Here is a 20,600-nt window from a genome sequence, read left to right as displayed (position 1 = left end):
CTATTGCCTCTGACTTACTGCATGATTCTTAAATTTAATGGTTAATCCCTTTCAAAAAAAGTCATATGTTGTTTTTCGGTTTTATAGTAATGGATGCGGTCACTTAATGTTCCAGTATGAAATTCGAATTTATGGCCATCTGGATCAGTAAAATAAATGGATTTTTTATCTTTTTCATCTCTTTCTCTGCCATCGAGAAGGCGAACATTAAGATGCTCTAATTTTTTTAATGTTTTATCATAGTCAGCTTCCTCTATCGAAAAGGCAATATGTGTATAAGAATGGTGAATCTCGTTTCTTGGAATATCTTTCTCTTCATTTAAGGCTAACCATATTCCACCTAAATCAAAATAAGCGGTAGAACGACCTTTTACTAACAATTTTGCATCAAATACCTGTTGGTAAAAAAGAATAGATTTTTCTAAATTGGAAACAGAAAATAAAAAGTGATTAAGTCCTTTTATCATTGTAATCCCTCCTGTTATTATCATTCTTTAGAGTTAAGGTAACTCCTTTTTTAATAGTAATACAGTATATTAAAAGGATACTAGTTATTTAATGATAAAAGAGACATTTCCTTAAGTAGCAAATGTCTCTTTTACTTTCCATTAGATTTTTTTCAGATAAACATAGCTTACTTTATCATATTCCATTTTTTCTTCATAAAAGCGATGGGCATCGATTCGCTGTAAACCAGAGGATAAAGACACGATAGGATAGTCATTAGCGACAGCCCACTCATGAACATAGTTTAATAATACCTTTCCATATCCTTTCGACCGATGCTTGCTGTCTGTAATTAATTCGCATACCCAGATGAATTTGCCGTTATACAAGGTTATCATAGGCATAAACCCACAAAGGGCGACAATTTCATTCTGATTATAAAGTGCAATCAAACGGTAGTCTTCTTTTTTTACAGACTCTGACACTAATGTAAGATAAGTATCCAAATTTAATTGCGTTCTCAATTGTTTCATAACAGGAAAAGCTTTTTCCCATTCTGCTTCAGAAGTTAATTCTTTAATAAGTAATTGGTCATTTAACATATCCATTCCTCCCTTTCTATCTCTAATGTAATGGCAATCTGGTATAATCTAAAGTACCAGAATTGTCCTTTTTAAAGGTATCAGCTGAAGGGAAGGAGTGGATACTAATGCTAGAATTAACACCAATTTTACAGAAGGATAGTGGTAAGCCCCTTTATATGCAGTTAGCGGATTTTATTAAACAAGAAATTATGAATAACCATATTTCACCGAATGAAAAATTGCCATCGAAAAGAAAGCTGGCGGAACATTTGCAAATTAGTTTAAACACAGTCCAATCGGCCTATGATCAACTTTGTGCAGAAGGATATGTGGAAAGTATTCCGCGTAAAGGATTATTTGTATTAACTATTGATGAAGAATTTCGTAGCCGGCTCGATACTGAAGAGAATAAGGAAATGCAAAAGGTAGAACAGGCAAATCCTGTGAAAATAGACTTTAATTCAGGAAATGTCGATAGTAGCTATTTTCCTTATAATACTTGGAGAAAGCTTTCTATGCAATCGATATATGAAGACCAAAACTTCTGGTTTTCGAACGGAGATCCACAAGGGGAATTTAATTTAAGAGAGCAGATTGCTAAACACTTATATGCGACAAGAGGCGTAAACTGTCATCCTGACCACATTATTCTAGGTGCAGGTACGCAAATGCTAATTGGGTTAATTGGTTTATTGATCGGAAGGGATAAAACATACGCTCTTGAAAATCCAGGCTATCATCGAATTAGAGTTGTTTTACAAGATATGGGGATTAACGTTTTACCAATTTCGGTTGATGACAATGGCATGAATGTTTCACAGTTGAATAAGAGTAAAGCAAATATTGCTTATGTAACTCCTTCTCATCAATTTCCATATGGAATGATTATGCCTATTACACGTCGATTAGAATTGCTTAAATGGGCAGAAAAAAAAGGCGGTTATATTATAGAAGATGATTATGATGGGGAGTATCGCTATAAGGGAAAGCCGATTCCGGCACTTCAAGGACTAGATAAGAACAATCGGATTATTTATCTAGGAACCTTCTCAAAATCCTTAATTCCATCCCTGCGCATAAGCTTTGCTGTCCTCCCAAAATCTTTATATTCTACATATAGGAAGCATTTTACCGTGTATAAACAGACTGTTTCTCGCATGCATCAAGACACTTTGTATCGTTTTATTAAAGAGGGCCATTGGAATAGTCATTTAAATAAAATGAGAACATTATATCGAAAGAAGCGCCAAGTATTACTGCAAACGATTCAACATTATTTAGGTGGATTTGTAAAAGTGATTGGAGAAAATGCTGGTCTTCATATTGTTTTAGAAGTTTATACTGAGTGGACAGAAACACAATTAATAGAAAAGGCATTGGCCTGTGGAGTTAAGGTATATCCGCTTTCCATGTATTACTTTGAGAAACGCTATACAGGTAATCCAAAAGTAATTTTAGGGTATGGGGGATTAACAGACGCAGAAATGGATGAGGGTATTGGTTTACTGAGAAGTGCTTGGGAGATCTAGAGTGATTAATGAAATTAGCTAAACAAAAGCCATTTTTAAGATGACTTTTGTTTAGGAATTTTAGATTATTCTTGAGAGAAAATTATCGATATGTATCATGAGTAGGCGTAAACAAATCCTCGGCAGCATTGCGAACTATGGAAAAATGATCGACATTATAATGGCCATGTAATATTGTATTGTGATGCTTTATAATGGTCTCGGCAGAAAGGATAGAAGAATCGGTTGTGGAATGTCCATCCCCAACTAGGGTGACATCCATATGATTAACCGTTGCTGTTCGGACCGCTGTATCAATACAATAAGGAGTTTCGCACCCCATAATAACAAGATGGCGCATTTCTTTTTCCTGTAGATACTCTAATAAACCTGTTCCATAGAATGCATTGGTTGCATATTTATCAAAGATTTTAACTTCGCGAGGGACATTTATATCGGAGTGAATGTCAAATCCAGGTCCTTTTCCTCCTGCAACATCTTTATCTCTTACAAAAATGATCTCTATCCCTGATTCAATAGCTTTCTTTATTACTAAATTGATTGTTTCTAATAAACCTTGTTTGTTATAGACTCCTTTTGCTTCTGCATTTCCTTCAACCAGCTCTTGTTGAACATCAATAATTAATAATGCTTGATTCAATCGAAAAACCCCTTTAAGTAAAGAATAGTAGTAGCTTTTTAACTACGATATTATATTCGCGATTGTGGAGAGGTTTTCCTTTTGGAGATTAAATAAACTTTTAGAGGCTTTTTATTCCAAGTATTAATTTGAAGGATTTTCCATTTTTAGTAGCTTGCTTAAATCCTTCTTTTGAGTCGATAATAAGCACTGTTTTTCCAATCCAAATTCTAGTATATAGTGATTGAAATTTAATAGGTCTCTTTATTCCTTTTTCCTCAAACTCTGTTCCATCTTCTAATTCTGTTTCTGTTCGTATAAGCCATTTGTTGCCTATACCAAATTCTATGTATTTCAAACTGATTCCCCGTTTCTCCTATTTAGTTAAGGTGTTATTTCGATAAGAATAATATATTGGTGTTAAAATAATCGTTCAAAACCAAGATGAAAACCGCTTTTCAAGAGACAGAGCCCAAAAAAGGGTGTCATAAGCAAGATGAAAACCATTATTCAAGAGACAGAGCTCGAAAAGGTGTTCATAAGCAAGATGAAAACCACTATTCAAGAGACAGAGCTCGAAAAAGGTGTTCATAAGCAAGATGAAAACCACTTTTCAAAAGACAGAGCTCGAAAAAGGTGTTCATAAGCAGGATGAAAACCATTATTCAAGAGACAGAGCTCGAAAAGGTGTTCATAAGCAAGATGAAAACCATTATTCAAAAGACAGAGCTCGAAAAGGTGTTCATAAGCAAGATGAAAACCATTATTCAAGAGACAGAGCCCAAAACTAGCGTTCAAAACCAAGATGAAAACCACTTTTCAATAGATAGAGCCCAAAAAAAAGTGTTCATAAGCAAGATGAAAACCACTTTTCAATAGATAGAGCCCGAAAAAGGTGTTCATAAGCAAGATGAAAACCGCTTTTCAAAAGACAGAGCTCGAAAAAGGTGTTCATAAGCAAGATGAAAACCATTATTCAAGAGACAGAGCCCAAAAAAAGGTGTTCATAAGCAAGATGAAAACCACTATTCAATAGATAGAGCCCGAAAAAGGTGTTCATAAGCAAGATGAAAACCGCTTTTCAAGAGACAGAGTCCAAAAAAGGTGTTCATAAGCAAGATGAAAACCACTATTCAAAAGACAGTGCTCAAAAAAAGTGTTCATAAGCAAGATGAAAACCACTATTCAAAAGACAGTGCTCAAAAAAAGTGTTCATAAGCAAGATGAAAACCACTATTCAATAGATAGAGCTCGAAAAAGGTGTTCATAAGCAAGATGAAAACCACTTTTCAATAGATAGAGCCCAAAAAAAAGTGTTCATAAGCAAGATGAAAACCACTTTTCAAAAGACAGTGCTCAAAACTAGCGTTCAAAACCAAGATGAGCTCCGCCCGCCTACAAAAACAATAAGTAAAATTGGCATTCATCCATCATAAAAAATGGTTCATAGAAAAATTCTATGAACCATTCGGGGAACAAGCTCCGTAAAAAACACTTATCCTATTAACGATGTGCTTCATAAACAGATGCTTTGGAAATCTTTTTAATGAATGCTATTTCATCCGCAGATAGAGGGGCACTGTTAACTGCTTTTGCGTTAGCGCGAAGCTGTTCTGCTGAGCTTGCTCCAGCAATGATGCTAGCAACAGCGGGCTGAGCTAAATTATATTGCACGGCAGCCTCTGTAAGTGTACGATTATCTAAGAATTTTTGTTCCAGTGTATGTAACACTTCTGTTAGTTCTTCACCAGAATAATCTAAATAGCCTTTCTCCGATAGTTTTTCACGATATTTAGGGCTTAATAGACCTTTTGCAACCGGTCCGCGAGTGACAACACTAATATTGTTTTCGGCAAGTAATGGCAGTGCTTCTTCCTCAGGACGTCTGTCCAAAATGCTGTATTGCATCATCACAGAAACAATCGAAGAACGTTTCACATATTCGCGAATGACATTAGGACGAATGGAGGAAATGCCATAATAATGAATAAATCCTTCTTCTTTTAATTCTTCAAATGCCTCAATCGTTTCCTCTATCGGATCTGCCATCGTGCCTCCATGCAGCTGATATAAATCAATATAATCTGTGCCAAGGCGCTTTAGGCTTTGTTTTACTTGTTCTTTAATATAGGCTTTACTTGCATCCCAAACCCAGCCTTCTTTTCCTTCTTCCCACTTATTGCCTACCTTTGTAGCAAGAATGACATCTTCGCGATTATTCTTGAAAAACTGACCGAGCAATTGCTCATTTTTCCCTTGATCATATAGATCCGCTGTGTCAAAATAATTAATTCCTTCTTCAAGTGCTGCTTCTAAAATTGGGAAAGCAGTTTTTTCTTCGGTACCGAGACTCATACAGCCTAGACCTAATTTGGAAACAAATAAGTTAGAATTGCCTAATTGAGACTTTTGCAAAATTGAACACCTCTCCACTAAAGATATCTCTTATTGTACGAAAGATGCTGTTTATTCACAAAGAATATGGCTTATTTTTGAGAGCTGTCAGCATTTGCGTTTATCCAATCTTTTACATAAGTAAATTCCGTTTGGTATTTTTTAAGAATATAGCGGATTTTCCAAGCCTTTCCTGATAAAATAATTCCTTTTTCCTGGATATATACTTTCAAAAGCTTCCCCCAATCCTTTCCATTGAACAGAAATGAAGTATAATAATCTATATGTCAGAGCTTTGGCTTAATAGAACAGGAGTGTGTCAAATGAGTACATTGGAAGAAAAAACATTAAAAACAGAGCATATTTATAGCGGGAGAATCATTCAAGTTCAAGTGGATGAGGTCGAATTGCCGAATGGGAAAACGTCCACGCGCGAACTTGTAAAGCATCCAGGCGCGGTTGCTGTAATAGCGATAACGGATGATAATAAACTAGTTATGGTAGAACAATATCGAAAGCCGCTTGAAAAAGTAATTGTGGAGATTCCTGCTGGGAAATTAGAAAAAGACGAAGAACCAGCTCTTTGTGCTAGAAGAGAGTTAGAAGAAGAGACGGGATATGAATGTGAATCTCTGGAATTGGTAAGCTCATTCTATACTTCCCCAGGATTTGCTGATGAAATTATTCATGTATATGTGGCAAAAGGATTAAAGCAAAAAGAAAATGCAGCCGGACTTGATGAAGATGAGTTTGTGAATGTATTAGAAATTACACTAGATGAGGCATTGGAATTTATCAAAGAAAAGCGTATTTTTGATGCTAAAACGATTTTTGGGGTACAATATTTACAAATTGCAAATTTAAAGGAGTAAAAATGAATTCGTATTACACTGATTTACATATCCATATTGGTAGAACAAAGAGCGGGAAACCGGTAAAAATAACAGCATCAAGAAACTTAACTTTAACGGCAATCATAGAATATGCCAGTAAGCAAAAAGGTCTTGATATGATTGGGATCATTGATTGCCATTCTCCTGAAGTAATATCGGAAATGGAGGAGTTAATAGCACAAGGGAAGATGCTGGAATTAGCCGATGGTGGGGTAAGAATGGAAGGGATTACGATTATTCTTGGCTCAGAGCTCGAAATATATGATTCTTTCTGTAAGGGTCCTATTCATGTGCTATGCTATCTACCGACATTGGCTAAAATGAAGGAATTTTCTAATTGGATTTCTCACCATATGAAAAATGTAACATTAAGCTCGCAGCGCCTTTATATCAGTGGAAAGGAATTACAGTATAAAGTAAAGGAATTAAATGGATTATTCGTTCCTGCCCATGTCTTCACACCGTTTAAAAGTTTATATGGCAGCGGAGTTAATCGTTCCTTTAAAGAAGTTTTAGACGAGAAAATGATTGATGGGATTGAGCTTGGTTTGAGTTCTGATACCGAGATGGCAGACCAAATCAGAGAATTACATTCTTTTTCATTTATAACCAATTCTGATGCCCATTCTTTAGAAAAAATGGCTCGGGAATATCAGGTCATGGAAATGGAGGACGCTTCTTTTGCTGAATTTGCAAAAGTTCTTCATCAAGAAGAAGGTAGAAAAATTATTGCCAATTATGGATTAGATCCGAAATTAGGTAAGTATCACGAAACAGTTTGCATGAAATGCTATTCTCCATTTTCGGAAGCGACAGGGATCTGCACAGAATGCGGAAGTCATAAATGGGTAAAAGGGGTGGCAGCAAGAATTAGCGATTTAAAAGATGCAGCCAGTGCGCCTAGTAGACCTCCGTATATTCATCAAATTCCGTTAGAATATATACCTGGATTAGGAAAAAAAACGCTGCAAAAATTGCTAGATTATTTTTCAACTGAAATGCAAATCATTCATGAAGCCCCCTATGAAAAGCTAGTGGAGGTTGTGCCAAAGAAAGTGGCAGATTATATTGTTGCAGCGAGAACGGGAATGGTAGACTTGCAAGTTGGCGGGGGCGGCAAATACGGCAAGGTTAGAGTAGATAAGTTATAGCAAAAATCCCACATCACAATTGTGGGATTTTCTGCATTATGCCAAAGAATAAAGACAAATATCTCTTAATTCTGCTGTATCGGCACTTAGTGTTTCATTTTTCAAAATCCCATCTAATGAGAAGCCAAGTTTTTCTGGGATAGCACGGCTTTTCATGTTGGTGGAATCTACTCGTATCTCAATACGATTAGCCTCAAGTGTACTTTGTGCGAACTTTATTAATGCTTTTGTACTCTCGGTAATATAGCCTTTTCCTGTATGAGCTGAATCACACCAATAGCCTATTTCAAACACGCGGACTTTCCAATCGATCGAATGTAGACCGGTTGATCCAATAAATTCATTTGTTGCTTTTAAATAAATATGTAATCGAATATCTTCTCTTAAAATATATTTGGCATATGATTCTCGTACGCCTGCTTCCACTTCCTCTAGTGTTTGCTCCTGATTGGCAAAACTCATCCAAGGTTTAAAGTCTTCTTTAGACCGCTGAATGCTTTCATATACATCTTTGCCATCTCCTGGCATACAGGGGCGTATGACTAGCCTGTCTGTTTCGATCGTTTCTGGTAAATCGATTAATATTGGTTTCAAAACACTCACCTCCATTTGTTAATCTATCTATCTCTATAATCAATAATATAATAATCTTATTATTTTTTCATTTCTATTAATAATAGATTTATAGTCATATGCCCTTTTTTTTTGCATAAACATTAACTAACAGAATTGGCGGGAGGAAAGGCAATGAAAAAGAAAAAATATCAGAATATCCTAGTGAATCATATACGCGAACATTCCTCAATTTATTTATTTATCATTGTATTGTTTTTAATGGGGGTTATTTTTGGTGCAATTGTAGTGAATAGTTTGTCTCTCTCCCAAAAGGAAGATCTCTATTATTATTTAACACAGTTTTTTGGACAGGTTTCAAATGGACAGGTAGCGGACAGTAAAGATTTGTTTTTTCAAAGCTTTTCGCATAATAGTAAGTATATAGGTTTTATTTGGCTGTTAGGTATTTCGATCATTGGATTGCCTATTATTTTAATTCTACTATTTATTAAAGGGATGGTAGTTGGTTTCACGGTTGGCTTTTTAGTAAATCAAATGGGATGGCATGGATTTTTACTATCATTTGTGTCGGTTCTGCCACAAAATCTAATTGTTATTCCAATTTTTATAATTTCTGCTACACTATCAGTAGCATTCTCTTTTAAAATGATTCGCCAGCAATTTATGAAGAAAAAGGGAGAACCAATGCTGCCGCTGTTTGCTAGATATACTATTCTTCTAATAATGGCCTTTATAGTAATCGGCATTGCTGCTGCAGTAGAGGCATATATTTCGCCATTATTAATGAAAGCTGTCATTAATATGGTACAATCTATTATTATTACTATCCCTTTTGGATAGTGGGAAGCTTGTTGATTTATTATCAATGATAGTCATTATAAATTAATAATTATTATTAATTGTTATTTATAATAATTTTTATTAGGATTCTTTTCCTACTTCTGTTATAATGAGATGGACAGTGGCTAGGGAGGGACTTTCGGAATGGAAAGTAGAATAGATAGAATAAAAAAGCTGTTGCATTCTTCGAGCTATAAATTAACTCCCCAAAGGGAAGCAACAGTTCGAGTATTATTAGAAAATGAAGAAGACCATCTCAGTGCAGAAGATGTATACTTACTCGTTAAAGAGAAATCTCCTGAAATTGGATTGGCAACCGTATATCGCACACTTGAACTACTAACGGAATTGAAGATTGTTGATAAAATAAATTTTGGTGACGGTGTTTCTAGGTATGATTTGAGACAAGAAGGTGCAGCCCACTTTCATCACCATTTAGTATGTATTGAATGTGGAGCAGTGGATGAAATTCAAGAAGATTTACTAGGAGATGTAGAGAAATTAGTAGAGCGTGACTGGAATTTTAAAATTAAAGATCATCGTCTAACATTTCATGGTATTTGTCATCGTTGCACGGAAAAAAGCGAGGATGTTTCATCCGCAGAATAAACCTTTTCAGTAGAGAAGGTTTTTTATTTTTGTTAATTACTAATCGAAAATAGGAATGTTACCTTTATCGCATTTACATAAGATACCAAATGAAAAAGTGGAAGTAAATTATTCAACGCATAACGCTTTAAATAATATTTATTTCTATTATAATAAGAATAATAGGTCCATTAGGTATATTAAATGTCCAATCTGGCATAGCTTGTATTATAGAAGTTATGGAGGGATTTTGGATGAGATGGACAAAAGCAATTATAAATACACTAAAAGTATTTCTCCTATTTACAGGATGTACGATTCTTTTTTATTATGCAATCGTTTGGTTTAATCAAGAATATCAACAACTACATCGCTATGATGAGCCATCAGGTTCTGCCATCAAGGTGAATGCAGATAATAGTCTGGAAACAGAAAAATATTCATGGAGGGATCGAATATTCCTGTTTTACTTAAATGGGGAATAGTCCTATGGAAGATCAATTAAAAGATTTTATACATTATTTATTAGTGGAAAAGGGTTTAGCGAGTAATACACTTGTATCATATGAAAGAGACTTGAAAAGCTATATAAAATATATGAAAAATGTAGAACAATGTAATCTCAAAGAAATACAGCGTTCCCACATTATTCGCTTTTTAGGTTTTTTAAAGGACCAAGGAAAGTCCTCTAAAACAATCGCACGACATATAGCATCTATTCGTGCATTTCATCAATTTTTATTCCGCGATCGTGTGCTTGAAGAGGATCCAACTGTACATATTGAAACACCGCAGGCAGAAAGAACATTGCCAAAAGTTCTTTCTATGGAGGAAGTAGAAGCACTGCTTGATTTTCCTCATAAAAATGACCATTATGGACTCAGAGATAAAGCGATGCTTGAGCTTCTCTATGCAACAGGAATCCGTGTGAGTGAGTTGATCAATTTAAATATGGATGATGTTCATCTTACAATGGGGTTTATCCGCTGTATAGGAAAAGGGAACAAAGAAAGAATCATCCCTATTGGCGGAGCAGCTACGAGGGCATTGGAGGATTATTTGCATCAAGGGAGACCAACATTTTTAAACCAAAAGAAATCCACGGAGCATTCCTTGTTCTTAAATCACCATGGCAATCGATTAACAAGACAAGGCTTTTGGAAAATTTTAAAGCGTTTAGGGAAGGAAGCCCATATTGAAAAAGAAATAACACCGCACACATTAAGACATTCGTTTGCAACTCATTTATTAGAAAATGGTGCTGATTTAAGAGCGGTGCAGGAAATGCTCGGTCATGCTGATATCTCGACAACTCAAATATACACCCATGTAACAAAAACTAGATTGAAAGATGTATATAGTCAATTTCATCCTCGTGCCTAGTGGGCGGGAGAGAGTTTTTATTTAAAAGGGTAAATAGTAAGGAGAAAAAGACACTGTCAGCAACTTATAAAACAGTAGCAGGAAAAGTATAGTTTACGGATAGCTCCTTGGATAAATTGAAGTCTTGGGGCTATTTTTGTTGTATTTAAATGTACTCTTCTTCATCAGCTTCATTCAAATATAGTTTTTTTTACTCGGCTCCATTTCCATATATTTTTTTTACTCGGCTCCATTTCCATATATTTTGTTTATTCGGATAAGAATTCTCTAAGTATTTGTATCTTTCTAAAAGTCCTCAATTCTAAGTATTCTTTCAATAAATCCTCATTAAGAAAACTCCTTTTTTCGTTATTTAACTTTCACATTTATAAAAGCAATAAAATATTAAATCCATTTCATCCTTATAAGGCTCAAGGATTGCAGGATTTCAAAAAATATACTAAGGAGGATAGAATCTAATTTTAGAAAATTTAGTAGGAAAAAGCAAAACTAGCGTTTGAGGGAGTCAAGTCTTTCGGGATTTAAAATTATCAGAGACAGCATTTGAATGAAGAGTTATTTAGGAAAATAAAGGAATATAAGTAGGTCTTTGGTATTTAGCTATTTTTCACCTTATCATTTTCCATTCCCTCATTTATAATATATGTATGTAAAATATTTACATGGCAGGGAGGGAGCCATTTGAATGATAGAAAACAGTTAAAGGCGTTGGCAATGAAAAAAATAGCTCAGCTCATGGATTCTTTATCCGATGAATCAAAGGATAAATATCGTACGGCAATCCATGCGTTTGCTGACTTATATCTGGAGGACGAGCTCGTCTTTCGGGAACTCTATTTTGCTTATAAGCAAGGGCTCCGTTCCTATGATATAAAGAGCACCAACCAGGAGGCCATTTATTATAGAAAAGAGGATAAGGAGCATGTGATTCAGTTTAGACAGTCCCATTATCGTTTACAGGACCATCTTTTCTTCCCCTTCGTTACTTCCTGCATAGAAATAATGAGAGAAGTGCTGCCATTAGGGTCAGTTGTGGAACTGAATCCCCTTTACTTTCTGCCAGAACAGCAAACTTCTTCAGCAGCCAAAATTGTCATCACTAAACGTTATACCGTTCCAACAGGCTATCAAACGTTTTTTCCGTACGGCGGTGTGGTTTATCCTGTAGGAGAAATGAAGAAAGATGCTATCCTTTATTTCACAGAGCCTTTGATTACAAATGTCCTACATATGGGTTTTAAAGATGAGATGGAAGAAGCATTTGAACTGCTTATGAAAGAAGAGCTAGTTGTAGAAAAAAAGATGACATCAATTGAGTTTTCCGCACAGGACATGCAATCGTTACAAGTGGAAATGGAAAGAGCTGGTGAAAGATAATGGCAAACTATACGTCAAGATTTTCCTCTAGCTTAGTATCAAATATGATCTCTTTTTTGGAAGATGCCAAAGAGGGCATACAGAAAAATTTTGAGCAAATGGACTTAGAAAATGCCTCAGTGGAAGAAGAGATGCGGGAAAAAATAGAAGAAATGATTAGAGAACTGAATCGACTGATTGTCGCTATTGAATCCGTTCCTTTTAGATGAGAAAATAGGAGAGAGGAGTTTACCATTGGGAACCGCACAGATAAAGATGGATATCCGTGAGTTACAGGCAACTTTACAAACCCTGCAATCCAGTATCGATGAGTTTAGTAGTTACACAGACACCTTTCGTACAGGCACAAGAAATCAGCTGAAAAACTTTCATTCTGATTTCATCGATAAAGTAGATGCTATTCTGGATCATATGAATAATGATGTAAATAAAGAGTTAGTAAAAAATATGCATGCTGTCTATACAGCCGGTAAAAGCATATTGGAAGAAATGACAAAGGCAGACGAAGAAATCGGCAAGGACATTCGGAGCGGTCAGTCATGAAACGGGACTTGAAAATTAACTATGGGATTCTGGATCAGATTATTGAACAGCTTCATACATATAAGCGGGCCCTTCATCAGATGCAGACTTCTCTAAATACGATAGCAGGCTATACAGAGAGGAACGCGGGAAAGAGTCTGGAAGCATGGGAAGATCTTATGCAGGAATCCAAGAAAAATATCCAAAGCTACCAGACGCAAATAGAGGATTTATTAACATTGTTTGAAAACTATGTGGCTGATACAACGGCCTACATTACCCCTATTTCCAGAAACAGCATGATGAGAGTCGATCGGAACGATATTTGGGGGAATCTCACCCAAATTGAATGGGGAGTAACCTATAGACTTAGCCGCGCCATTCAGGAAACATATCGGTCCCCCAGCCTTCTATTTAGTCTGTTTGACGATACAGATCTGGAAGAAAGAGAGCGAAGCAGATATAATAAACAACAGCTGGAAAGCATTCGAAATGATATGGAATCTGTTCAATCCAAGTTAAAAAATAAAATGGAAGAGCTGTGGGATCTCTATGAGTCAAAAGTAAAAAAGTATGAAAACACAGATGATGAATATGCAAACAAGGCCTCTCAGGTCAAGGATCGCTATACAACCTTCTCTGAAAAGGTAAGCGATGTGATTTCTGTAACAGCAGAGGGAGCTTGGGATTTTGTAAAGGGGCTCGCAGTAGCGATTTATGAGATAGCCAAAGGCCTTATTACGCTTGTGATCGATGCTGGAATCGTAGCCGCATCAGGAATCATTCCAGATTCTATAGAGCCGGATTTTCTAAAAAAAGCTTCTACGAAAAGGATAGAGAGTGCTACAGAAACGCTCGATGCGATTATACACGATCCCGCAATCGTCCTTGAATCGATGGCGCAGTCTATAACAGACACCGCTGAAAAAGAAGGGATCATGTATGTATCGGGAAGTGCAGCCACTTCCTTTATCCCATACGCCGGCCAAGCCAAATACCTTAAGCTGTTAAAAGGAGAAAAAAGTATCAATAAAGCCAGCGGAACCCGCTCAGTCGTTTCACGAAAAACAACAGAATCGCTCCAACGGATCGATGGAAGCAAGAAAGAGAACAGCCTATGGCCTAATGGCATAAAAAATAGTGGAAAACAATATGTCCAAGAAGTCACCCACTTCTTTAGACAAAACTTCATGCCCCATCCGTCCTTCCAACTAAGCACAGCGAATCAGGCTCCTGTCAATGTGTGGAGCAGAGCCACGATAGAAAATCGGATGGATTCCATCGTTCCGGTCTCTTTGAGGAAAGTGGAAGGGAAGGGGACTACTAAGGGTACGGGTAATACTAGTAAGGCTTTTGATGATGTAGTTAAAGATGGTAGTCACTTTTTAGATGAATTTAAATTGAAACCTAATGTAAAATATGAAACGAATGGATATCTATATCAAACAGATGAACTAGGAAGAATTGAGAGAGCTTCTGGAGAATTAACGTTAGAGATGGGAGAACGTAATAGTAAACATCAGTTAGCTGCTGGTGGAGAAGACCGAGTTAAAGCTCCTAGTACTCAAGGCGATCATGGTGGACATTTAATCGGTACGCAATTTAATGGATCTCCGCTAATTGATAATATAGTTGCAATGAATGGTAATGTTAATGTAAGTGCTTATAAAAAATTGGAATTTGCTTGGGCAAAAGCTTTAAGAGATAAGAGGGAAGTTATAGTTGATATTAGACCTGTATATGAAGGGGATTCTGTGAGGCCAGTTAGCTTTAACATAAAATACAGAATTGATGGAGAAAAATTTAAAGCCAGTTTAAAAAATGTATATGGAGGAAAGTAAATGAATACAGAGAACATGGAAAGTATTTATCAAAAAGTAGCCATACAGTTAAACAATATTATTCCAGAACCATGGGAAAAAGTAATGGTATATTCAGAAGTTGATGAATATAGTGATTCGACGGTATTTTTCTACTATCCAAAAAATAAGCAGGAACCAATATACAGTTTAGATATTGAAGATATGGAAGGAATTGATGAAGACGAGACTGATCGACAATTAAATCTTCTTGACAGCATCTTTAGAGAGTTATGGGAAGAATTTAAAAGAAATAAGCAGGAACCTTGGACTAATTTAACATTTGAGTTATATTCTACTGGTAAGTTTGATATTGAATTTGATTATACTTTATTAGAGGAAGAAAATAATTATAATCATTATGAGAGATTAATTATATGGAAGTATAAAAAATTAGGAATTTTCCCTGATGAAAAGAGAGAAAGTGATGTGAAACTAATTAGAGAATATATTAATACACAAAAATGATTTCTACTAGAGTTATAGATATAAGGTGTTTGAAAATACATACTCCATGATGGTGTGCAATGATAGAATAGAAAACGAAGTACGAGCTTAGGCGAGATGACATTTTACTGTGCGACGAATATAAAGACATGGAATGGACATAAAACTAACGAACTCGTAAGTTTTAACGTAGTAGTTGTCATGACATACAATAGGTGTCATACTGTTATTACAAAACTTACAAATTTAATGTTTATTAAAAACATATGAACTTAAAGCACTTGATTGTCAATTAAAGACAACAAGTGCTTTTTTGGTGTGCCCGGCATGGGTGCAATCTTTAGGGTGAAAGTCCCGAACTGCGAAGGCAGAAGTAGTAGTTAGCCTAACGCAAGGGTGTCCGTGGTGACGCGGAATCTGAAGGAAGCGGGCGGCAAACTTCCGGTCTGAGGGACACGAACTTCATAGAAGGCTAGGTATCATTGGATGAGTTTGCCAAACAAAACAAAGTCCTTTCTGCCGAAGGTGATACAAAGTAAATGAAGCAGATAGATGGAAGGAAAGATTGCACTCTTACCCGGGGAGGTCTGATGGATACGGGAAGTACTCTTCCTAACCTACTTAGCGATAAGTAGCTGAACCATCAGAAGTCAGCCGATGTCATAGTACAAATCGGTCTAGAACGATTTGGAAGGACGGAACAATTAGGAGAGAATAGCCCTTGGCTTTCAGTAGGTCATGAGGAACACAGAAAACATAGTACCTCACTTGAGGAAGGAAACGGTGAATTCCGTGGGGGATCTCTTGGAGGGTGGAGTGACCACTGGCATAAGAAGATAAGCTATTCACGGAAGGAAGAATAACGATGCTTTTAAATCAAATCCTGTCACGGGAAAATATGCTTCAAGCATTAAAACGAGTAGAACAGAATAAAGGAAGTCATGGAGTAGATAGGATGCCCGTACAAATCCTACGACAGCACCTAGTCGAAAACTGGCATTCTATCAGAGAGGCTATTTTCAAGGGTACTTATGAGCCAATGCCTGTCCGAAGAGTCGAAATCCCGAAAACTGGTGGAGGTTTTCGGCTACTAGGTATTCCAACCGTGAGAGATCGTTTGATTCAACAAGCCATTGCCCAAGTATTATCGAAGATATATGACCCGATGTTCTCCGAACATAGCTATGGCTTTCGACCAAACCGAAGCGCCCATGATGCGGTAAGGGAAGCAAAGGGATATATCAAAGAAGGATATAGATGGGTTGTAGATATGGATTTAGAGAAGTTCTTTGATAAGGTCAACCATGATAGACTCATGAGTACACTTGCGAAAAGAATCAAGGACAAACCACTATTAAAGCTAATCCGCAAATATTTACAGGCGGGCGTTATGATGGATGGAGTTATTTCAAGTACAGAAGAAGGAACGCCACAAGGCGGACCATTAAGTCCATTACTCTCTAACATAGTTCTGGATGAACTAGATAAAGAGCTAGAAAGTCGAGGGCATAAATTCGTTCGTTACGCAGATGACTGTAATGTTTACGTAAAATCGAAGCGGGCAGGAGAACGAACAAGGGCAAGCATTCAACGATTTATCGAAAAGAAACTTCGATTAAAAGTGAATGAGAAGAAGTCAGCAGTAGACCGACCATGGAAACGGAAGTTTCTAGGTTTTAGCTTCACGTCTTCTAAAGAACCAAAGATTCGTATCGCAAAAGAAAGCTTAAAACGAATGAAGAAGAAAATACGAGAAATCACTTCGAGAAAGATGCCCTATTCTATGAGATATCGGATGGAGAAATTAAACCAATATCTAATGGGTTGGTGTGGATATTTTGCATTAGCGGATACTAAATCACTGTTTATAAAATTAGATGGTTGGATACGAAGAAGACTTCGCATGTGCCAATGGAAAGACTGGAAGAAACCAAAGACAAGGATTCGCAACCTTATACATTTAGGTGTCCCAAAAGGGAAGGCTTATGAATGGGGAAATAGCCGAAAGGGCTATTGGCGCGTCTCGAACAGTCCTATATTAGATAAAACCCTCGATATTTCCTATTGGAATAATCAAGGGTTTAAAAGTCTACAAACTCGTTATAAATTCTTGCGTCATTTATCTTAATTGAACCGCCGTATACGGAACCGTACGTACGGTGGTGTGAGAGGTCGGGAGTTAATCACTCCCTCCTACTCGATTATGGAATGTACTCTTTAGACAACATAAATAATGAGTGTATGATTTCATTGCTCATGAAGATAGTATCATCATGGAGTATTGATTTTATATTTGGATTTTGTGAGAAGTACGATAACTAGGCGAAATAACATTTTAAATAGTAGGGGTGGTTTAATAACATGGAATGGCTGACAAACTAACGGGATTAGCTCCTGACGATAAACAAGAAGTAACACGAAAGTGCTTGCATGTGCTACCTTGGCTTAAAGTTTTTGGTTGGTTTTTTACTATAGACGGTCGTAAAATATTCGCTATTGGTTTTAAAATGGTAAATATTTAATCCGCCAGTGAAAAGGTAAGATTGTGGTAGGAAGGAATGAATGATTTATATTTTTTAGAACCAAAAGTATCAGGTGGCCAGGGGGAATATACCATTTAGGGAATAGAAGAAGAAATTGCAACAGAAGAGAGGGGATATCAGAACAGATAAAATATTTACATTATGAATTTGAAGGATGGATAGGAGCTAATCTTTTAGAGTCAACTCCTGCCTTCATCGTGTCAAGTAAACTTGGAACAGAATTAGAGAATAGTGATTTTATCGATTACAAAGTCAGATGAGTTTATAGAAATATATCCAGATTAGAAATGCTATTTTAAATATGTACAATAATGCTTGGATAAATATGTACAAATTTGCTTTCATTTTACATACTAGTCTTGAGGTGACTAGTCATGTATATATCATTAAATGTCGATGTTAATTTTGAGATTAATAGTCTTTCAGACTTACCAAAATTCAAACAAATAATGGAGCATATGAAAATGAAAATTAATAAGAGTAAATTGGCTGAAGAACTTGGAGTAGATCGACGAACAGTTGAGAAATATCTAAATGGTTTTGTCCCCAAGAGGACAAGAAAAAAGTCCTCAAAAATTGATGAATATTATGAAGTGATCGCTGCTCTTTTATCTGAGGATTCTAAACAGGTGTTTTATTATCGGCGGGTGCTTTGGCAGTACTTAAAGGATAATCACGGTTTAGACTGTGGTGCTTCGACCTTTCGAGCCTATATCGCTCGAATACCTGAATTTAATGCTTACTTTGTGGAGGACAAACGTATTGCTTCTCCGAAGGGGACGGTTCGCTATGAAACTCCGCCAGGTAAACAAGCTCAATTAGATTGGAAGGAAAATATTCAATATGAAACAAAAGATGGCGAGCAGGTCGAGATCAATGTAGCTGCGCTTATTCTATCTACTTCAAGATTGCGAGTATTCCACTTGAGTATTTCCAAGTCACAAAGTACGCTGTTTTCCTTTCTAACAGAAGCTTTTGAAACGTTTGGCGGTGTTCCTGAGGAACTCCTTACGGATAATATGAAAACAGTGATGGATGAAGCAAGAACGGAACATTATCCGGGTAAAGTGAATGCAAAGTTTGAGCAATTCGCAAAAGACTTTGGCTTTAAAGTGAAAGCCTGTATCGCTGGCAGACCAAGGACAAAGGGAAAAGTCGAAACGACAATGAAATTGTTAGACGAAATTCATGCCTATCAAGGACAATTCTCTTTAGAGGAACTGCATCAATTTATACAAGAGTTAGCCAACAGAGTGAATCACCAGATTCACCAAGGGACAGGAAGAATACCAATGATTGAATATAAAAAAGAAAGGAACCACTTACTCCAGCTACCAACTGATAAAGTAAGAGATTCCTATCGCATTAAGCACACACAAGTAAAAGTCAATGCATCCAACATGATCTCCTACAAATCAAACCAGTATTCCGTACCACCAGAATATCAAGGAAAGAAAGTAGGTTTACAAGTGTATGATAACAACTTATGGATTTATTATAACATGAAACTTATTGCACAGCATCCAATCAGCAAAGCGAAGCTAAATTATCAGGAAGCACATTATAAAGCAGGTTTGGCTGTTTCAGCCCCTTACTATAACTATCCGGAAATCGATGATTTGGCAAAGAAAAATCTAGCAACGATTGGAGAAGTGTATAAATAATGAATCTATCCACTAATTATCAACAATTATTAAGAAACCTAGAGTATCTAAAGCTGAAGCAAATGACTCTACATTTAAATGAAGTAATTGATTTCGGAGTCCAGAACCAGCTGTCATTTATTGATACGTTAATCAAGTTAACCAACTATGAAATTGATGTGCGAGAACAAAATATGACGCAGTCGATGGTAAAGGTGGCTGCATTTCCACATATGAAAGAAATAAAAGATTTTGATTTCACTTTCCAAACCTCAGTCAATCAGCAACAGATTCAAGATTTTCTAACCTTTCGCTTTATTGAAGAGAACGAGAATATTGTTTTCTTAGGACCAAGTGGTGTTGGCAAAACACACTTGGCCACCGCCATAGGGATTGCGGCAGCAAAGAAAAGAACAAGTACCTATTTCATTAAATGCCATGATTTAATTCAGAATTTAAGACGAGCACGATTGGAGAACCGCTTAGAAACTCGTCTAAAACATTATACAAAATATAAACTATTAATCATTGATGAGATTGGTTATTTGCCAATTGATCAAGAAGATGCGAAATTATTTTTCCAACTGATTGACATGCGATATGAAAAGCGCAGTACGATCTTAACAACGAACGTAAACTTTAAGGCATGGGATGAAGTATTTCAGGAGCCTAAGCTGGCAAATGCCATCTTAGATCGCATCTTACACCATGCGAAGGTTGTGACAATGGTGGGAAATTCCTATCGTTTAAAGGATCATTTAGTGCAAGAAAACGAGTGATTTTGTACATCCTTAAACGAGCGAAAATGTACATATTTGTGTTGACATTTATATCCAGATAAAGAAATTCCACATTTAGCAGACTTATTCTGCTTGGTAAAATGGAAGTAGAAGAAGAGAATTTTAAAAATTTGGTGAGGACATCATTTCTGTTTACCCCCTAAAGGCGAGTTAGTTGTAACTCTTCCACCTCTAACACAGGAATAAATTATATAAAACCATAGAGATATAAACAATTAGACTGACCTAGCAATATGGTGCAGTGATAAAACATCTTTGAGTTAGAACTTTGTTTAAGTGTACCGTTCAAAGGTGTTTTATGGGGTTCATTTATTTAGGTTAGTCAACTTCGAACAGTGTTCTTTTTTCTTTTCATCTGAAAAAAGGTATAATGAATAAGAAAATGGAAAACAATTTTTATTTTTC

General features: G+C 36.3%; 24 protein-coding genes. 17 read left to right on the top strand and 7 right to left on the bottom strand.

The window, feature by feature from the left end:
• Positions 1-41: 41 nt before the first annotated feature.
• Both fosM and NX902_RS15130 read right to left on the bottom strand, forming a co-directional pair.
• On the bottom strand, positions 42-467 hold the full coding sequence (fosM, locus tag NX902_RS15135) for a FosM family fosfomycin resistance protein (protein ID WP_095334186.1): 426 nt from the start codon (positions 465-467) through the stop codon (positions 42-44).
• Positions 468-608: 141 nt separating this feature from the next.
• A complete protein-coding gene (locus NX902_RS15130; protein WP_341160817.1) occupies positions 609-1,049 on the bottom strand; it encodes a GNAT family N-acetyltransferase in 441 nt (146 codons plus the stop codon).
• Between the two features lie 107 nt (positions 1,050-1,156).
• On the opposite strand from NX902_RS15130, the gene pdxR reads away from it, so the two are divergent.
• Entirely contained in the window at positions 1,157-2,560 is a 1,404-nt protein-coding gene (pdxR, locus tag NX902_RS15125; RefSeq protein ID WP_123257872.1) for a MocR-like pyridoxine biosynthesis transcription factor PdxR, read from the top strand.
• Positions 2,561-2,642: 82 nt separating this feature from the next.
• Here pdxR and NX902_RS15120 read toward each other — a convergent pair whose 3' ends face one another.
• Positions 2,643-3,200: a cysteine hydrolase family protein gene (locus tag NX902_RS15120; protein ID WP_123259260.1), complete on the bottom strand. Its 558-nt coding sequence runs from the start codon at positions 3,198-3,200 to the stop codon at positions 2,643-2,645.
• A 100-nt stretch (positions 3,201-3,300) separates the two neighbouring features.
• On the bottom strand, positions 3,301-3,537 hold the full coding sequence (locus tag NX902_RS15115; RefSeq protein WP_095334180.1) for a DUF3977 family protein: 237 nt from the start codon (positions 3,535-3,537) through the stop codon (positions 3,301-3,303).
• 241 nt (positions 3,538-3,778) lie between these two features.
• Between NX902_RS15115 and NX902_RS15110 the strand changes: the two genes are divergently transcribed.
• Positions 3,779-3,970 carry a hypothetical protein gene (locus NX902_RS15110; RefSeq protein WP_341160816.1) on the top strand — a complete coding sequence of 64 codons (192 nt, stop codon included), beginning with the start codon at positions 3,779-3,781 and terminating at the stop codon, positions 3,968-3,970.
• A gap of 712 nt (positions 3,971-4,682) precedes the next feature.
• Here the strand turns inward: NX902_RS15110 and NX902_RS15105 are convergent.
• A complete protein-coding gene (locus tag NX902_RS15105; RefSeq protein WP_123257869.1) occupies positions 4,683-5,594 on the bottom strand; it encodes an aldo/keto reductase in 912 nt (303 codons plus the stop codon).
• Between the two features lie 71 nt (positions 5,595-5,665).
• The gene (gene mciZ, locus NX902_RS15100; protein ID WP_171509703.1) at positions 5,666-5,806 is read right to left on the bottom strand and encodes a Z-ring formation inhibitor MciZ; all 141 of its coding nucleotides are present in this window, start codon (positions 5,804-5,806) and stop codon (positions 5,666-5,668) included.
• A 90-nt stretch (positions 5,807-5,896) separates the two neighbouring features.
• Here mciZ and NX902_RS15095 point away from each other — a divergent pair, with 90 nt between their 5' ends.
• Both NX902_RS15095 and NX902_RS15090 read left to right on the top strand, forming a co-directional pair.
• Positions 5,897-6,445, top strand: a complete 549-nt coding sequence (locus NX902_RS15095; RefSeq protein ID WP_123257868.1) for an NUDIX domain-containing protein — start codon at positions 5,897-5,899, stop codon at positions 6,443-6,445.
• Positions 6,446-6,447: 2 nt separating this feature from the next.
• On the top strand, positions 6,448-7,617 hold the full coding sequence (locus NX902_RS15090; RefSeq protein ID WP_341160815.1) for an endonuclease Q family protein: 1,170 nt from the start codon (positions 6,448-6,450) through the stop codon (positions 7,615-7,617).
• Between the two features lie 36 nt (positions 7,618-7,653).
• Here NX902_RS15090 and NX902_RS15085 read toward each other — a convergent pair whose 3' ends face one another.
• Entirely contained in the window at positions 7,654-8,211 is a 558-nt protein-coding gene (locus tag NX902_RS15085) for a GNAT family N-acetyltransferase (RefSeq protein WP_171509701.1), read from the bottom strand.
• Positions 8,212-8,364: 153 nt separating this feature from the next.
• Here NX902_RS15085 and spoIIM point away from each other — a divergent pair, with 153 nt between their 5' ends.
• The 13 genes from spoIIM (at position 8,365) to istB (ending at position 20,174) form a co-directional block, all read left to right on the top strand.
• Positions 8,365-9,033, top strand: a complete 669-nt coding sequence (gene spoIIM, locus NX902_RS15080; RefSeq protein WP_095334169.1) for a stage II sporulation protein M — start codon at positions 8,365-8,367, stop codon at positions 9,031-9,033.
• Between the two features lie 144 nt (positions 9,034-9,177).
• The gene (gene fur, locus NX902_RS15075; RefSeq protein WP_095334167.1) at positions 9,178-9,642 is read left to right on the top strand and encodes a ferric iron uptake transcriptional regulator; all 465 of its coding nucleotides are present in this window, start codon (positions 9,178-9,180) and stop codon (positions 9,640-9,642) included.
• A gap of 233 nt (positions 9,643-9,875) precedes the next feature.
• Entirely contained in the window at positions 9,876-10,106 is a 231-nt protein-coding gene (locus NX902_RS15070; protein ID WP_047940308.1) for a YqzK family protein, read from the top strand.
• Positions 10,107-10,110: 4 nt separating this feature from the next.
• Positions 10,111-11,004 carry a site-specific tyrosine recombinase XerD gene (gene xerD, locus NX902_RS15065; RefSeq protein ID WP_095334178.1) on the top strand — a complete coding sequence of 298 codons (894 nt, stop codon included), beginning with the start codon at positions 10,111-10,113 and terminating at the stop codon, positions 11,002-11,004.
• 681 nt (positions 11,005-11,685) lie between these two features.
• A complete protein-coding gene (locus NX902_RS15060) occupies positions 11,686-12,381 on the top strand; it encodes a DUF4176 domain-containing protein (RefSeq protein WP_095334371.1) in 696 nt (231 codons plus the stop codon).
• Positions 12,381-12,590, top strand: coding sequence for a hypothetical protein (locus NX902_RS15055; protein ID WP_341160814.1), 210 nt, complete (start codon positions 12,381-12,383; stop codon positions 12,588-12,590). Before NX902_RS15060 ends, NX902_RS15055 begins: the two co-directional genes overlap by 1 nt.
• Before the next feature lie 46 nt (positions 12,591-12,636).
• A complete protein-coding gene (locus NX902_RS15050) occupies positions 12,637-12,924 on the top strand; it encodes a hypothetical protein (RefSeq protein WP_164463824.1) in 288 nt (95 codons plus the stop codon).
• Positions 12,921-14,744 (top strand): DNA/RNA non-specific endonuclease, encoded by a 1,824-nt coding sequence (locus NX902_RS15045; RefSeq protein WP_341160813.1) that lies wholly within the window; start codon positions 12,921-12,923, stop codon positions 14,742-14,744. The genes NX902_RS15050 and NX902_RS15045 overlap by 4 nt, the downstream gene beginning before the upstream one ends.
• Positions 14,745-15,230, top strand: coding sequence for an immunity protein YezG family protein (locus NX902_RS15040; protein WP_123257864.1), 486 nt, complete (start codon positions 14,745-14,747; stop codon positions 15,228-15,230).
• A gap of 844 nt (positions 15,231-16,074) precedes the next feature.
• A complete protein-coding gene (gene ltrA / locus NX902_RS15035; RefSeq protein ID WP_341160699.1) occupies positions 16,075-17,337 on the top strand; it encodes a group II intron reverse transcriptase/maturase in 1,263 nt (420 codons plus the stop codon).
• A gap of 238 nt (positions 17,338-17,575) precedes the next feature.
• Complete coding sequence (locus NX902_RS15030; protein WP_341160812.1) at positions 17,576-17,731, top strand: hypothetical protein; 156 nt, start codon at positions 17,576-17,578, stop codon at positions 17,729-17,731.
• Between the two features lie 395 nt (positions 17,732-18,126).
• Positions 18,127-19,416: an IS21 family transposase gene (istA, locus tag NX902_RS15025; RefSeq protein WP_061801336.1), complete on the top strand. Its 1,290-nt coding sequence runs from the start codon at positions 18,127-18,129 to the stop codon at positions 19,414-19,416.
• Positions 19,416-20,174, top strand: a complete 759-nt coding sequence (gene istB / locus NX902_RS15020) for an IS21-like element helper ATPase IstB (protein WP_061801337.1) — start codon at positions 19,416-19,418, stop codon at positions 20,172-20,174. The genes istA and istB overlap by 1 nt, the downstream gene beginning before the upstream one ends.
• The last annotated feature ends 426 nt before the right edge of the window (positions 20,175-20,600 follow it).

The sequence above is a fragment of the Niallia sp. FSL W8-0954 genome, from assembly GCF_038005605.1.
Lineage (GTDB): Bacteria > Bacillota > Bacilli > Bacillales > Cytobacillaceae > Niallia > Niallia circulans_A.
The sequence above is the reverse complement of the archived record's forward strand: the minus strand, read 5'-3'. Positions and strand labels throughout refer to the sequence as shown.

Coding starts and splice junctions, on each gene's coding strand:
- fosM (WP_095334186.1), bottom strand. CDS start 467: ATGATAAAAGGACTTAATCACTTTTTATTTTCTGTTTCCAATTTAGAA.
- NX902_RS15130 (WP_341160817.1), bottom strand. CDS start 1,049: ATGTTAAATGACCAATTACTTATTAAAGAATTAACTTCTGAAGCAGAA.
- pdxR (WP_123257872.1), top strand. CDS start 1,157: ATGCTAGAATTAACACCAATTTTACAGAAGGATAGTGGTAAGCCCCTT.
- NX902_RS15110 (WP_341160816.1), top strand. CDS start 3,779: ATGAAAACCACTTTTCAAAAGACAGAGCTCGAAAAAGGTGTTCATAAG.
- NX902_RS15095 (WP_123257868.1), top strand. CDS start 5,897: ATGAGTACATTGGAAGAAAAAACATTAAAAACAGAGCATATTTATAGC.
- NX902_RS15090 (WP_341160815.1), top strand. CDS start 6,448: ATGAATTCGTATTACACTGATTTACATATCCATATTGGTAGAACAAAG.
- spoIIM (WP_095334169.1), top strand. CDS start 8,365: ATGAAAAAGAAAAAATATCAGAATATCCTAGTGAATCATATACGCGAA.
- fur (WP_095334167.1), top strand. CDS start 9,178: ATGGAAAGTAGAATAGATAGAATAAAAAAGCTGTTGCATTCTTCGAGC.
- NX902_RS15070 (WP_047940308.1), top strand. CDS start 9,876: ATGAGATGGACAAAAGCAATTATAAATACACTAAAAGTATTTCTCCTA.
- xerD (WP_095334178.1), top strand. CDS start 10,111: ATGGAAGATCAATTAAAAGATTTTATACATTATTTATTAGTGGAAAAG.
- NX902_RS15055 (WP_341160814.1), top strand. CDS start 12,381: ATGGCAAACTATACGTCAAGATTTTCCTCTAGCTTAGTATCAAATATG.
- NX902_RS15050 (WP_164463824.1), top strand. CDS start 12,637: ATGGATATCCGTGAGTTACAGGCAACTTTACAAACCCTGCAATCCAGT.
- NX902_RS15045 (WP_341160813.1), top strand. CDS start 12,921: ATGAAACGGGACTTGAAAATTAACTATGGGATTCTGGATCAGATTATT.
- NX902_RS15040 (WP_123257864.1), top strand. CDS start 14,745: ATGAATACAGAGAACATGGAAAGTATTTATCAAAAAGTAGCCATACAG.
- ltrA (WP_341160699.1), top strand. CDS start 16,075: ATGCTTTTAAATCAAATCCTGTCACGGGAAAATATGCTTCAAGCATTA.
- NX902_RS15030 (WP_341160812.1), top strand. CDS start 17,576: ATGGCTGACAAACTAACGGGATTAGCTCCTGACGATAAACAAGAAGTA.
- istA (WP_061801336.1), top strand. CDS start 18,127: ATGTATATATCATTAAATGTCGATGTTAATTTTGAGATTAATAGTCTT.
- istB (WP_061801337.1), top strand. CDS start 19,416: ATGAATCTATCCACTAATTATCAACAATTATTAAGAAACCTAGAGTAT.